Origin of the sequence: Glaciecola nitratireducens FR1064 (genome assembly GCF_000226565.1) — a bacterium.
Lineage (GTDB): Bacteria > Pseudomonadota > Gammaproteobacteria > Enterobacterales > Alteromonadaceae > Glaciecola > Glaciecola nitratireducens.
Genome location: NC_016041.1, coordinates 1,342,692 through 1,356,528 on the forward strand (window position 1 = coordinate 1,342,692; position 13,837 = coordinate 1,356,528).

Below are 13,837 nucleotides of genomic sequence, written 5' to 3' on the forward strand. Positions count from 1 at the left end.
TAACCAATTTTAACGACAATAGGGCTATCTAAATTTATGTCAACTTGGATATTCAAATTAGCAAGAAAACAGCTTAATCTTGCTGCTTTAATTTTACTTTTCATCAGCGCTCAGGCTAGCGCTGCGACGACTGAAATCATTATTACAGGCGGCGTTGACTCAGCGCGTCCAATTGGCGTAGTGCCGTTTAAATATGCAGGTAGCGCAACTTTGCCAGAAAATTTAAGCGAAGTTGTTGCTTCAGACTTACAGCGAAGCGGTAAATTTAATCCCTTGAAGTTGTCGTCTATGCCACAATTTCCAACAACCGACAGTGAAATAAACTACGAAGCTTGGACACAAAAAGGCATCGACATGGTTGTGGTAGGAAGCATCGAAGCAACTGGCTTGAACCAATATTTGGTGACTTTTGAACTTATCGACGTCCTGCGCGCTAAAGCAACAGGCGGACAAGCTAAGAATCTTGAGAATGGAAAATTGGTGATGACGCGTGATCACGTTATCGAAAAACGCACAAAAACCATCAATGGAAGTGATTTTAGACAATATGCCCATATCATCAGTGACATTGTTTACGAAAAGCTGACGGGTGAGAAGGGCGCTTTCCTAACACGCATTGCATACATCAAAGTGTTAGATCGCGATACGAACCCGAAACCATACCGTTTAGTGATCGCCGATTACGACAACGTCAATCCAACTACTTTGTTGTCCTCACCTGAACCATTAATGTCTCCAACATGGTCGCCAGATGGCAACAGTTTGGCATATGTGAGTTTTGAAAATAAACGCTCGCAAATTTATTTGCAGGATATTTACACGACTAGTCGCACGAGATTAACCGATTTTCCGGGCATAAACGGAGCGCCTAGTTTTTCGCCAGATGGCCGCAGGCTAGCAATGGTGCTGTCTAAGGACGGTAATCCGGAAATTTACGTAATGGATTTACAAACGCGAAACTTAACGCGTATTACGCGAAACAGAGCAATTGACACAGAGCCGTCTTGGACGCCTGATGGAAAAAGCTTGATATTTACTTCGGAACGGGGTGGTAAACCGCAGATTTATCAAGTAAATTTAGCAACTAACCGGAAAAGTAGGATAACCTTTGAAGGGGAAATGAATTTAGGGGGGGCAGTAACACCAGATAATTCGCAATTAATTATCGTAAATCGCACAAGAGGCGATTATCATATAGCTAAACAAGATTTAACAAACGGTGACATGTTGGTGCTGACGAGAACTTATCTGGACGAGTCGCCTAGTATTTCCCCGAATGGAAGTATGATAATATACAGCGTGTTAGAAAATGGAAAACCAGCTTTGGCTTGGGTTTCACTGGATGGACGCTTCTCGTTTAAAGAACCAGTGGCTGATGGGGAAGTAAAATCTCCCAGTTGGTCGCCGTTTTTACTGTAAATTGAATTTTAAAATATAAAAAAGGAACTAGTATGTTGAACAAAAACACACTTAAAACGCTCATGATTGTTGTACCATTATTAACTTTAGCGGCATGTAAATCTGGTCCAACGGAAGCAGAACTTGAAGCTGAAGCGAACCGTCAGGCAGAAGTAGCGGCACAGCAAGTTGCTGATGCTAAAGCTGCAGCAGAAGCTGAAGCTAAACGTGTTGAAGTAGCGAAAGCTGCAGAGATGCAAAGAGCTAAAGACATGATGCAAGCAGAAAAAGACAAGCTAATTAGTCAAAACGTTGTTTACTTCGACTTTGACCGTGCTGCTGTTAAATCTGACTTTCATTCAGTATTAGATATGCACGCTGCATTCCTAGTGAAAAACCCTGGTCAGTCAATTGTAATCGAAGGTCACACGGATAACCGTGGTACGCCAGAATACAACATTGCATTGGGCGAGCGTCGTGCAAAATCTGTTGAAACATATTTGATGAATGCGGGCGTAAGCTCTTCACAGGTATCAGTTGTTTCTTACGGTGAAGAAAAGCCAGCAGTTCAAGGCGGATCTGAGTACGCATTTGCTCAAAACCGTCGCGGTGTAGTGGTTTATCAGTAAGCGCTTATGATTAAACCAATTATTACAGTTGGTCTCATTAGTTTCACAGGCGCTTGGGCATTTGCTCAAGCGCCTGTTGTCGATTTAAACGACCCAAAACAAACTAATCAGGCACAAACTGTCAACACACAAAACGCAAGCGTGCAAAACACGCCTCCAGTTATTTCTAGTCCAACAGATGTTCAGTCTCGTTTGCTGATATTAGAGCGTAAAGATCAGAGCCGTGTTGAGGCGCAACAACGAGTTCAGCAGCAGCTTGATACATTGCAGTCAGATGTGGATGAAATTAGAGGTTCTATTGAGCTTCATAATCATCAGCTAGAGCAAATTTTAGAGCGTCAGCGTGAACTCTACCTTGAGTTAGAAAACCGCTTTGCCAGCTTGTCTCAACAAACAACTGCAGCAGGTAACTCTGTGGGTGCTGTTCAGGCAAATACGCCTGCTGCACGTCCGGCTGGGCAGTCTGAAGAGCAAGCTTATCAGGCAGCAGTTAATCTGATTTTAAAAGAGCGCAACTACGATCAAGCCATTCCCGCTTTTCAAAGCTTCTTAAGTACTTTCCCTAGTTCGAGTTACACAGATAATGCACATTATTGGCTGGGACAATTATTGTTTAACAAGCAAGATTGGGACGGAGCAAGACAGCAATTTGAAAGCGTAGTGAATAATTTTGCCCAATCGCCCAAGCGAGCAGACGCAATTTTGAAGCTCGGCATGGTTGAAAAATCGGTCAGTAATAAAGCAAAAGCAAAAAGATTGTTCGAACAGGTGATTTCTGAGTACCCTGATTCAGCACCAAGCCGCTTAGCAAATGAGCAATTAAAAAGCTTGTAGTTTTTAAACTATAAGCTTTTTGTTCACTTTACAGTCAGATTTGCAATTAAATGAAATAAAACGCATTTAAAGGTTGCACCGAGTTTCGATTTCAGTATTATATGCCGCCGTTGAGGTAGATACGCAACGCAAGAAACGCAATTGGGTCGTTAGCTCAGCTGGTAGAGCAGTTGACTTTTAATCAATTGGTCGCTGGTTCGAATCCAGCACGACCCACCAATTATCTACACCAACCATCCTATTGAAAGTGGGTCGTTAGCTCAGCTGGTAGAGCAGTTGACTTTTAATCAATTGGTCGCTGGTTCGAATCCAGCACGACCCACCACTTCTTTCTAAATGCTTGTATCTCAAGCATTGGCACAAAACAACAATAAGACAAATTGATTAAGTAAATTAGTGAATAATTTGCAGTCTCATTGTGACCTTTTGTTTGCACTACGTTATACTACTCGGACCTCAACGAACTTGCTATTTCGCATATGACTAACGCAGCGTTAACAGAACGAATTTCATATCCTTTTCCAGCGAAGCCTACTCCGATTACAACGGATTATGCAGAGCAGCTAAAAACAGAAATTAGACTCCTTCTTAAACAAAAAAATGCGGTGCTAGTTGCGCATTATTATACCGACCCTGTTATTCAGGCTCTAGCCGAAGAAACTGGCGGGTGTATTTCAGACTCGCTTGAAATGGCGCGCTTTGGTCGCGATGCTGAGCAACAAACCTTAGTGGTTGCTGGCGTGAAGTTTATGGGCGAAACAGCAAAAATTCTCAGCCCCGAAAAAACCGTCATTATGCCTACCTTAGAGGCAACGTGTTCGCTCGACTTAGGCTGCCCGATAAAAGAATTCTCCGCGTTCTGTGATGCACACCCCGATCGCATCGTTGTGGTTTATGCGAATACGTCGGCAGCGGTAAAGGCGCGGGCGGACTGGGTGGTAACATCAAGCATTGCGCTTGAAATTGTTGAACACCTAGATAGCCAAGGTAAAAAGATTATTTGGGGACCGGACAGACATTTGGGCGCTTATATTCAAAAAGAAACTGGCGCGGATATGCTGATGTGGGATGGTGAATGTATTGTGCACGATGAGTTTTCGGCGCAGGCACTGCTCAAAGCAAAGCACTTGCACCCTGATGCAGCTGTGCTAGTGCATCCAGAATCGCCCGCCAGCGTGGTTGAAATGGCTGATGCAGTTGGTTCTACGTCTCAGCTGATAAAAGCCGCGACAGAGCTTCCTAATCAGAAGTTCATTGTAGCAACCGACAAAGGCATCTTTTACAAGATGAAACAGTTGTCACCAAACAAAGAGTTCATTGAAGCTCCCACTGCAGGAAACGGCGCTACATGCCGCAGTTGCGCGCATTGCCCATGGATGGCAATGAATGGATTAGAAGCAATGAGAGACGCATTGGTGAGCCATGAAGGTAAAGAAATATTCGTAGACGAGACCTTGCGGTTACGCGCTCTCGTGCCACTTGACAGAATGCTTGGCTTTGCTGCTGAGTTAAATATGAAATTGAAAGGAAATGCGTAAAGTAGTACTTGAAAGCTGCTGAGGTTTTCCATACTATACGCGCCGCATTTGCTGAAAAGCAAAACAAAATTTTGGAGAGGTGGCTGAGTGGCTGAAGGCGCACGCCTGGAAAGTGTGTTTAGGGTTAAACCTAACGAGGGTTCGAATCCCTCTCTCTCCGCCAGATAATCTTAAGAGCCCCGTATTTAGGGGCTTTTTTGAATCTATACAAGATGTAACTTATCACATCTGTCACAGAACTCTGTCACACATTTAAAAAAGGTGACAGAAAGACATGCAAAAATCCAATTCTACATACCTCTATAAGTACAAAAACTCATCAAATTATTTTTTTCGCGTCCGCATGGGTGTTATTAAGCAAATCGACTATGTTACTTCTGCTAGCCACTTCGTAGCTTCACTTCAGACTGCTGATTATGAGGAAGCGAGGTGGCTGGCTTTATTTATTAAATCAAAGTTGATGGAGAGTAACGAAATGGATATTTCAAGAAACGCGTTTCAAAATGATAAAGAGTCATTGGTAAGGCTCAATATGTGTGGCAAAGACGAAGAGCATATGTTCTTGAATCATGAGAGGAAAAGGCTCAGACCCAATGTTATGTTCACAAAAGCGCTTAAAGAGAGATTCAATGAGCTTCTGAGAGCAGGCAAAGCGATGATTGAGTTTGAGCTTGATAGCGGAGTAGTCATTCCAAAGCCGATTTTGAAGGAGGATCGCAACGATTTTAAGCTGCACTGCGAGGAATCCACCCCTCGAGCTTTTAAAGTAGCGCTATTAGAGGGTTTAGTACCATCCATTCAAAATGATAATGGCGGGGATGCATTATTTCAAAATGATAATGGCAAGCAGTTTGCAGCGTGTTTAAGCATGCTGAATACTTTGATTTGCAAGTTGACTGAATATAGAGAGGAGCGGGATGATTTTGCACTACACGAGGAAGTTGAGCAGGAGCCATCATTAGAGTCTCAGCGAGACGTCAACAATGCAGTTAAGTTGTTTGACAGCATGCGCAATGGCTTTGATGAGCATCAAAGAGCTGAAAGGCTTAAACAGGATGCTTATTTCAGTTTGGAGTATCAAGCAGCAGCGTTTCTCAATGAAAAGAAAGGTGACGTAGCAGCTAAAACTTTCAAAAAATACGAGCGTTCTTTTTCTTTATTACGTGAACTTTTTCCGGACGGCATGGATCTTCGAGAGTTTAACAAAGCTCAAACGCAGCTGGTTAAAGACATGCTCAGTAACTTGGATAAGCATCAGAACGTTGGCAAAAAAGGGGGGAGTCTTAGCCCAAAGACCAAGAACAGTATGCTTTCGAATTATCACTCTTTCTTTGCTTGGTTGGAGGATAATGCAAGTATCGATATACGCAATCCGTTTAGCCGAGTTTCTTTTAGCAAGCAAAAAAATGCGCCAAAGCGACGGTCGTTTACAAGTTTTGAGGTGAAAAAAATACTGTTATATGGTTTCGATCACGGTAGCGAGGCGAGAGAGTTTCGCATTGATGCATTTTGGTATCCGAAGGTAGCTTTATATACTGGGATGCGTCTGAACGAGCTATCGGCTCTACCCATTAGTCACATTAAACAGAATGATGATGGCATTTGGTATTTCGATCTGGTTGGTCTTGATGTCAAAAACGAGGCGAGTGAAAGGACTGTTCCCATCGCTCAGCATCTTCTGGATTTAGGTATTTTACAGTATATAGAGGGGTTAAAAGCCAAAGGTGAAATCTATCTATTTCCTCAGATCCGAAAGGGAGTTAGCATGCCAGGAAGCGCGGGTTGGGGCGACCCGATTTCACGTTGGTTTAACAGGACCGTGCTGAAGAATATTGGCATTGATACCGACGCTGAATTTACAAAACGTGCACTCATTAGTTTTCACTCGATGAGACGTACGCTTATTTCAACCTGCGTAACAAACGGGGAAGAGCATTATTTAATTAAACGCATAGTCGGCCATTCAGTTGAAGATGATATAACGCTCAGCGTATATGCTGACATGGATCAGATCCCGCTAGCTAGACTTAAAGAGGTACTAGATAAGAACCTCACGTGGCACAAAAGAGAGGTAAATATGAATCAAGCAGTGACATCGACGTTCAGGTTATTTGAAAAGTGGGATATTAGTGATGAGCAGAAAAGTGCGCTTTTGGGCGTTCCTTGCTCGATTCCATTAAGCAGGGTAAGAACTGAGCCTGAGTCCTTTTCGGCATTCAGCCCTGATTTGAAAGATCGTTGTATTTTGCTTCTTGATATAAACGCTAAACTTGAGGAGGTATTTTCAAATCCTCAGAATGTAGCAGGTTATATGATGATGTTTAATCACAACACTCCTTTCATGGGAAGCATGCCAATAGAACTCGCTTGTAGCAGCCTTAAAGGCTTGAAGATGACCCACCAAGCCATTGCTAGCTTTGCGAATAGCATAGGCTAATTAAGGCACTTAACACACCCTTCGTGGATGCGAAGGGTGATCCACAACAACCTGAACCAATTATCATTTTGAAAAAAGCCAAATAGCCAGCAATTAAAAGTGCAGGTATCAAAGCAAATCCTAATCCGACCTTCCTAAATAGCCCGATATCGTTACTTTTTTAAACAGTCCACCTTCATTATCATTTTAAAATTCCTTGACAGTTTTTAGGAAGCGACTAGTTGCTTGAGTATTAATGGCCAGCTATTCATCGCTGTTTACCTTCAAGCAAAAGTGATTGATTACGCTATCTTTGCTCTAATTTATCCAGTCTTTCCGGTTTTGTTGCCATATTCACAGTAAACAGGGGCTTTTTACCAAGGAAGTAAGCTGAAAATATGATAATATTTGCGCGTTAGCTTTGCGCCTTAAGCAGGCAATTTTTTTCATTATGATAATAATGCAATTAGTTTGATAGGCAAACGCCGATTGTATTTGCTCCCATAGTATATGGATCAACTTATCCAATTAGTGAGCGATTTCTCTAGGTTTGTTACCTGTGCATCGTGCTTTTCAGCGTCTTGCATTAGTTTAGCAATATTTCTGAGCTTCCACTTCACTGCGGGTAAGTCGGCAATAGAGGGCTCATCAAAGAGAGTCCAATTAGGCTGACCACGCTTGAATGATAGAAGAAATTCTGCGTCTCTATTATCAAAATGATGTTTCAAAGCATCTAACATCTTGATACGCGTCTGCTTCAGTTCATCTTCGGTGACTGCGACAAAGGTCATCCCTTCAAACTCGGAACGAAATACAGCTGATAAGTCTTTCCAATTTGGCTGCATTACTTCATGAATAGGCCGTGGATGGCTCAAAACATAGGTTAAAAAGCCAATTAGTATCTTGCGAGATATGCCTTCGTTCTCCAGTAGTAGTTTTACATCGAATAAGTCTCTAGGGTGCTGCCTGTCCATTGCCGCACAAAGCTTACCTCCATATAAATCAGGCATGCTGACTACTTGTATTTCAGCATATCCAAATTCGTCTTCCACTTTGTCGTGCACCATCATTGTTGTAGGCTCATAGAGCGTGCCTCTGGCAACGGGTGATACCTCTACTTTAATGGTGGCAGACGCATCGCTTACTATGATGCGCAGTTCATCAGGCTTATTGTCCTGTAATGTTGCTCTCGCTTTCATACTGGCATTTATTGCGTCTGCTATACGGTTGAGTGCTAATCTCGCATTAGCAAGGGCTGTATTGCGATCCTCTAGGGGCAAATAGGCTAGGTCGATATCAACGGACAATCTCGGGAAGTCTCTAACAAAGAGATTTATTGCAGTACCGCCTTTTAAAGCGAAGTCTTTTTCCTTTGCTACAATAGGTAAAACGCCTACGAGCATTTTCACTTGTTTGTAATAAATACTGTTTTTTTCCATGTGTAATCAAATATCCTTGTTGATGCGTTGCCTTAATGGAACCTAAAATCGGACGGTACCGTGATTTTGTATTGTCGGTCATAATGACCATTGGCAACGACTTGCCTTTTGCCTGCGCCTAAATTGACTACTGATTCATCTATGCGTTTTACCCATTGATGCTCATAATAATGGCCTAAAAATAAAAAGACTCTGTTGGCTTGTATGGCCTTACTGCTTGCTAATATTGTTTGCACTTTTCTCGGACTGAGGTTTACCAAACCCTGGAAGAGCTCTGCGACGTGTTCGAAACTGATGTCTCTGCCTATAGCTGAAACAACTTCAAATGCAGCCAATTCTGCCGAGCTGGCTAATAGTGCTTTGCCATTTACGGTTATTGGTATGCAAGCTTTAACATGCTGATTGTCGACTTTATTTTTACAGTAGATCCATTCTACTTGGCAAAATTCTCTGAACCATTTTGGCAAAGTCTGTTTGCCATCGGTGCCTATCCACACCTTATTTTTTAATTGATTTGTAGTGTTAGTCGAGTTGAGCGATAAATAGTGCGAGAGTCCCTGTTGTTGCAAGCTAGATAGCCCCGCAAGGTGGACTTTTATATCAGTTTGGTACATTAGCGCACTCAGCACGGTCGCCCATGTTGGTAGCACTTTTGGGTCTTTTTGAGGACGATAAAAAACACCGTTAGCTAATCGTTCTAACCAGCCATTTTGGACGTATTTCTGCGCTAATGAGTGGCTAATGCCGTTTTGCCCTAACCATTGTTGTAAAACAACAGAACCAGGTGAGAATTCATTAACGAGTAAGTTTAACTTTGAATTCATTTTCATACCTATGGTATTAATTCAGGGTTTAAAATAAACCATTGGTTTAAATAAATCAATATATTAATATATTAATACCTTGAATGTAGTAATACCTAATTTATTAAACTACTTAAGTAATCACTTGCATAGTAATCTGAACATTTATAAGAAGTTTTTTGTGAACATAAATTAATGTTTGGTATTAAAACAAGCCTGAGCGCCACTATTTGGTATATACAGATTTTAATTACTCTTTTTAAAGTAGGAAACTGATAACGTACTTAGGGTCTATTTGTGCAAGCATATTAATGTTTGAAACTGAAGCTCCTTGAAACCCGCGATTTTGTGTACTTGGATTTTGCCCAAGTTACGTAAAGTTTGAAATTCAGACTTGCTTAATAACCTAACAGAAGGGTTTGAGCGATTAGCGGTCATATCATCACTTTCTATATTACTACCCTAAAGCCGCCATTGAGCGTTGTTGGCTAACCGACGCTTGCACGGCCTAAGGAGACGTACGCCGTTCAAAATTGTGCGGGGAGAATGTGCCAGTTGCAGAAGTTAAGAAGGACTGAGGTGACAGGCAGCTATGAGCCTAATTGCAGACGCTCAAAAACAGTATTTCAGAGCGTTTACTCAACTGAAAAATGGACCATCCGTGAGCGCATTATCATACAAGTTAAAATTAACAGGCGTCCAAGCTTGCCTGAAGACGTTTATAATAATCACTATCTATGTTTAGTGCTTGCATGAGCATTGCAGTTCTATTTGCTACTGAATAATTTTCTGGACGACCTTCATTTAAACAAACGGAAGAGTAAGATTCAGATTGAAGGTATTTGGTTAATGTAACCAATTTTTCAGTAAACGAACGTATAAGTTGAATTTGCTTTTCTCTTGGAATGGAGTTAATAAAACTCCTCATTACAACAGCTTGCAAATCTTCCACATTCATATCTGTATAGAATGCATTAGCTATATTTCTAGATGTATCAGCAACAGACGAGAAATCCTTAAACTTTCCTCTAGAGTAATAATGCAACATTGAGTTGATTAAGCCCTCACCATCGTCTATTGCTGTCAGTGCTTTAAGTTTTGCATTAAATAAGAGTGAGTAAGAAGTTTCATCGTTAATATTCTGCGGCATGGCTTTATCTGCCCAGTAAATAAGTGATTCAGCAGCATTCTCATCCTCTTCCAACTTATCTCTATAATGATATACCAGCTTTCTCTGCGCTTCTGAGTCACCTTTTTTTGCTGCCTTAGTTAATAACCCGATCGCCCTATCTTCGGCTTGTTTATCAGTTAATTTGTGTATCTTTGGTTGAGCTTTATAAATGTCTACAGCGTGTATTTTAAGATAAATACTAGCTAAAAGTAGATGGGACTCCCTGTGACCCTCTACAACTAATTGCTCCAACATCTCTAATGCAACAGATTCATTTTGAATAATACTCGGATGTTGATTATTACGTTTAAGTTTTGCATAGAGTAAGCGACTCTCCACGTCCCCGCTTTTAACTTTCTCTTCAAGCAATTGTGCTGATTTTTCATAATGGTATTGCGCTTGTTTTATATCAACCTCTAAACCACCCCCTCCTTTTTCATAGGCGCGAGCAAGCCAAAATCCGGCCTCACTATCATGTTCAGCATTAACTTTTAACTGCTCAAGGTATATTTTTGTGTATTCCTTAGCTAAGACTGGATCTTTTTCAATTTCAAACTCCTTTGATAAAAGCCACGTCCTAACGCCAGATCTGTAAATATTCATCAGCTTTCTGGTAGCTTCATCATCCCCTAAAGCGGAGGCTTTCTTTAAGTAGCTGATTGCTCTTAACAGATGTTTCTCTACGCCATCAGAATACCTATAGCGCTCGTAGAGCTCAATTATGGCAGAGGTATCACCGTTCTCCGCTTGATACTCTAGATTGTAAAGATCGTTTTGAGTAGACCAATCATCTGGGTTGTAATTTGGGGCGTTTATTTGAGGTTCAGGCTCGTTTAATACAGTCGCAATTTCACTGCATCCAGCGATGAAAATAATCGAAAAGGTAAAAACTAATCTTATGTTAAAGCGTTGAAGTAATTTCACTTAAAATCCTTATAGTGAGTTATGCAACAACATTATCAGGTTAGTAATAAAATCTGAATCACATCAGGGTATTTATATTGACTAAAACGTATGTAATCGTTTTAAATAACTACGATATTTGAATCGAACTTGATTTGTATATTATAAATTCTAGGAGGGAGCTCACGAGGTTTGTGAAACTACACGCTTTTCGCTCAGACCTGCTATAAAAATGTTTTCGACCGTCTGCAATCTTGAAGGTTATCTGCTAACTGTCCACCCAGTAAAGCCTCACTTTGCCTCATTGTTTAAGGACAGATGGCGGATAATGGCAGAAGGACGGAACCGCGGTGGGTTACCTTTGATGCATGACTATGGGGATTTCGCTGTTTTGATGGTGGCGTGATCTTGGTTTTTGCGTGGGTATTAAGTTTCTATTGGGTGTTTTTTTGTTATTTCTCATTTCTTGACGTCGCTTTAAGCCCTTAAAACACGATTGTTTACTCTGTATTTTCTTAATTGGCTGTATTTAGGCACAACTGTACTCTTACCAAGCTGAGCGGTAATATTAATTTCCATTTCGCCTACTCTCTATATCAATTGGGCGGTGCTCTAGGTTTGTATGCCGCACCTCTAAGGCCTGTTATTTTAAGTGGTAAATGACACTCCCGACACATAAACGGTGCTGACGGTTCGTCCGTTTCTTGTATTATTTCCTCATCCTCTGGCTCGGATACATGCAGTAATTGCCTAGACTGTTTGAGCTTAACTTTGCTGCTCAACAGACCATAATGCCTGATCCTGTGGAAGCCACTGGGCAGTATATGTAGCATAAACCGACGAATGAACTCGTCAGTGTCGACTTTCATCAGCTTGTGCATGTTGTTGCCTTTGCGCCGATAGTCTTTGTACTTGAAGTGAACATGTTCGTTGTCCATCTTTTGCAAACGACTATTAGCAATCGCTACTCGATGCGTATATCGAGAGAGGTAAGCTAACACAGCTTCAGGGCCAGCGAAGGGACGTTTAGCGTAGACGACCCATTCACGTTGTTGCTGAGCATGTGTCCACGATGAGAGCTTTATCGGATCGTCGAAGTGAGCGGTTTCTACGAGTTTACCGAAGCACTGTAACTGCTCAGCTTCATACAACTGCCTCACACCTTGCATATAGAGCCGTCTAAACAATCGTGACAACACTCTAACCGGTAGGAAGAAGCCTTTTTTACAAGCCTTCCAACTGTGTTTATCGAGACTTATTCCACCACCGGGCACAATACAATGCACATGGGGATGATGCGTCATCGCAGACCCCCAAGTATGTAACACCATGGTACTGCCGATATCTGCGCCCAGATGCTTAGGGTCTTTTGCGATGGTACTGAGTGTTTGTGATGCTGCGCTAAAGAGTAAGTCATACATCTTCGCTTTGTTGTAAAACGCTAACTGCGCCACTTCTTCTGGCAGCGTAAACACAACATGGTAATACTCAACGGGCAGCAACTGCGCTTGGCGAGCGTTGAGCCATCGTTTAGCCGCAGATGATTGGCACTTTGGGCAATGTCTGTTTCGACAAGAGTTGTAAGCAATTAAGTCCGTTTCACACTTATTGCAGTGCAGCTCATGCCCACCTAACTGTGCCGTTCGGCAACGCTCTATCGCTGACATCACTTTGAGTTGATTTAGGCTGAGATGACCTCGTTGTTTGGCTTTATACTGCGCACCATAAAACCGAAACACGTCTGCCACCTCAAGCGCAGGTCTTGATGATGGATTGTCCATGAGCCATTACTCATTGTGACAATGCATCAAGCGGACTGACGACCGCGTGCAACAACTTCGTTGCCACTTGCGTGTAGGTCACCGTTGTTTCAAGTTTACTGTGTCCCAACAGTACCTGGATCACTCTTATATCCACATTCGCTTCTAACAAGTGAGTGGCGAAGCTGTGCCTGAGAGTGTGCATGGAAACACGTTTCTCAATGCCAGCCGCTTCAGCCACTGCTTTACAACCTCGACTAAGTTGACGCGTAGACATAGGGTTAATGGGTTGTTGGCCGGGGAAGAGCCAGCCGCCTTTTAACATCAAGTTTTTAGCATGTGCATATCGCCACCATTCCCTTAGTTGTTTTAATAGCACAGGTGAGAGTATGGCGTTGCGGTCTTTCTTGCCCTTGCCTTGCTCCACGCGTATCAGCATGCGTTTACTGTCGATATCGGAGACTTTTAAGTTAACGACTTCAGCAATTCTCAATCCAGCACCGTAGGCAACTGAAAGAGCGGTTCGATACTTCACGCTTGTTGTTGCAATCATTAATCGCTTAACTTCTTCAACGCTCAGCACATTAGGTAACTTGCGAGGCTCTGGCAATGTAGTGGTTTTGCGCATGACCTTTGGACGTTTGAGCGTATTGCAATACAACATCCTCAAGCCTTGCAAGGTGGCATTGATAGTTAAGTTCGACGTGCCTGTCTCGGCTAACATGTACTGGAATTTTCTTAACTCTTCTGCGGTGGCGTCTTCTGGAGAACGCTGTAAAAACTGAGTGAGTTTCCTCAGTGCTCTTAAGTATTGCGTCTGTGTTTTAGGCATTAGTTTACGCATGGTCATTTCTTCAATCATGCGTTGGCGAAGGGGTGTAGCTATTTCATTTTGTGGTGACATGAGATCACTCCTAAGTGAATTCAGGGCGACATTGCCCTTCAT

General features: G+C 42.2%; 10 protein-coding genes and 3 tRNA genes. 8 read left to right on the plus strand and 5 right to left on the minus strand.

Annotated features, from left to right (window positions below):
* Positions 1-36 precede the first annotated feature (36 nt).
* The 8 genes from tolB to GNIT_RS05925 all read left to right on the plus strand — a co-directional run bounded on the left by tolB (position 37) and on the right by GNIT_RS05925 (position 6,836).
* Entirely contained in the window at positions 37-1,419 is a 1,383-nt protein-coding gene (tolB, locus tag GNIT_RS05890; protein ID WP_014108241.1) for a Tol-Pal system beta propeller repeat protein TolB, read from the plus strand.
* Between the two features lie 32 nt (positions 1,420-1,451).
* Positions 1,452-2,027, plus strand: coding sequence for a peptidoglycan-associated lipoprotein Pal (gene pal, locus GNIT_RS05895; RefSeq protein WP_014108242.1), 576 nt, complete (start codon positions 1,452-1,454; stop codon positions 2,025-2,027).
* Between the two features lie 6 nt (positions 2,028-2,033).
* Positions 2,034-2,861, plus strand: a complete 828-nt coding sequence (gene ybgF, locus GNIT_RS05900; RefSeq protein ID WP_014108243.1) for a tol-pal system protein YbgF — start codon at positions 2,034-2,036, stop codon at positions 2,859-2,861.
* A gap of 143 nt (positions 2,862-3,004) precedes the next feature.
* Positions 3,005-3,080 (plus strand) — tRNA-Lys (locus GNIT_RS05905).
* A 30-nt stretch (positions 3,081-3,110) separates the two neighbouring features.
* A tRNA-Lys gene (locus tag GNIT_RS05910) sits at positions 3,111-3,186 on the plus strand.
* A 154-nt stretch (positions 3,187-3,340) separates the two neighbouring features.
* The gene (gene nadA / locus GNIT_RS05915) at positions 3,341-4,399 is read left to right on the plus strand and encodes a quinolinate synthase NadA (RefSeq protein WP_014108244.1); all 1,059 of its coding nucleotides are present in this window, start codon (positions 3,341-3,343) and stop codon (positions 4,397-4,399) included.
* Between the two features lie 73 nt (positions 4,400-4,472).
* Positions 4,473-4,562: transfer RNA gene (locus GNIT_RS05920), tRNA-Ser, on the plus strand.
* 111 nt (positions 4,563-4,673) lie between these two features.
* Complete coding sequence (locus tag GNIT_RS05925) at positions 4,674-6,836, plus strand: tyrosine-type recombinase/integrase (RefSeq protein WP_041246314.1); 2,163 nt, start codon at positions 4,674-4,676, stop codon at positions 6,834-6,836.
* A 494-nt stretch (positions 6,837-7,330) separates the two neighbouring features.
* Here the strand turns inward: GNIT_RS05925 and GNIT_RS05930 are convergent, their stop codons facing one another.
* From GNIT_RS05930 to GNIT_RS05950, 5 genes are all read right to left on the minus strand, one after another.
* Entirely contained in the window at positions 7,331-8,254 is a 924-nt protein-coding gene (locus GNIT_RS05930) for a nucleotidyl transferase AbiEii/AbiGii toxin family protein (RefSeq protein WP_014108247.1), read from the minus strand.
* Positions 8,255-8,286: 32 nt separating this feature from the next.
* Positions 8,287-9,078, minus strand: coding sequence for a type IV toxin-antitoxin system AbiEi family antitoxin (locus tag GNIT_RS05935; RefSeq protein ID WP_014108248.1), 792 nt, complete (start codon positions 9,076-9,078; stop codon positions 8,287-8,289).
* Positions 9,079-9,745: 667 nt separating this feature from the next.
* Positions 9,746-11,152: a tetratricopeptide repeat protein gene (locus tag GNIT_RS05940; protein WP_014108250.1), complete on the minus strand. Its 1,407-nt coding sequence runs from the start codon at positions 11,150-11,152 to the stop codon at positions 9,746-9,748.
* 575 nt (positions 11,153-11,727) lie between these two features.
* The gene (locus GNIT_RS05945) at positions 11,728-12,912 is read right to left on the minus strand and encodes an IS91 family transposase (protein WP_014108251.1); all 1,185 of its coding nucleotides are present in this window, start codon (positions 12,910-12,912) and stop codon (positions 11,728-11,730) included.
* Positions 12,913-12,922: 10 nt separating this feature from the next.
* Positions 12,923-13,795 (minus strand): tyrosine-type recombinase/integrase, encoded by an 873-nt coding sequence (locus tag GNIT_RS05950; RefSeq protein ID WP_014108252.1) that lies wholly within the window; start codon positions 13,793-13,795, stop codon positions 12,923-12,925.
* Positions 13,796-13,837: the final 42 nt, after the last annotated feature.

Coding starts and splice junctions, on each gene's coding strand:
- tolB (WP_014108241.1), top strand. CDS start 37: ATGTCAACTTGGATATTCAAATTAGCAAGAAAACAGCTTAATCTTGCT.
- GNIT_RS05925 (WP_041246314.1), top strand. CDS start 4,674: ATGCAAAAATCCAATTCTACATACCTCTATAAGTACAAAAACTCATCA.
- pal (WP_014108242.1), top strand. CDS start 1,452: ATGTTGAACAAAAACACACTTAAAACGCTCATGATTGTTGTACCATTA.
- GNIT_RS05950 (WP_014108252.1), bottom strand. CDS start 13,795: ATGTCACCACAAAATGAAATAGCTACACCCCTTCGCCAACGCATGATT.
- GNIT_RS05945 (WP_014108251.1), bottom strand. CDS start 12,912: ATGGACAATCCATCATCAAGACCTGCGCTTGAGGTGGCAGACGTGTTT.
- GNIT_RS05930 (WP_014108247.1), bottom strand. CDS start 8,254: ATGGAAAAAAACAGTATTTATTACAAACAAGTGAAAATGCTCGTAGGC.
- GNIT_RS05935 (WP_014108248.1), bottom strand. CDS start 9,078: ATGAATTCAAAGTTAAACTTACTCGTTAATGAATTCTCACCTGGTTCT.
- nadA (WP_014108244.1), top strand. CDS start 3,341: ATGACTAACGCAGCGTTAACAGAACGAATTTCATATCCTTTTCCAGCG.
- ybgF (WP_014108243.1), top strand. CDS start 2,034: ATGATTAAACCAATTATTACAGTTGGTCTCATTAGTTTCACAGGCGCT.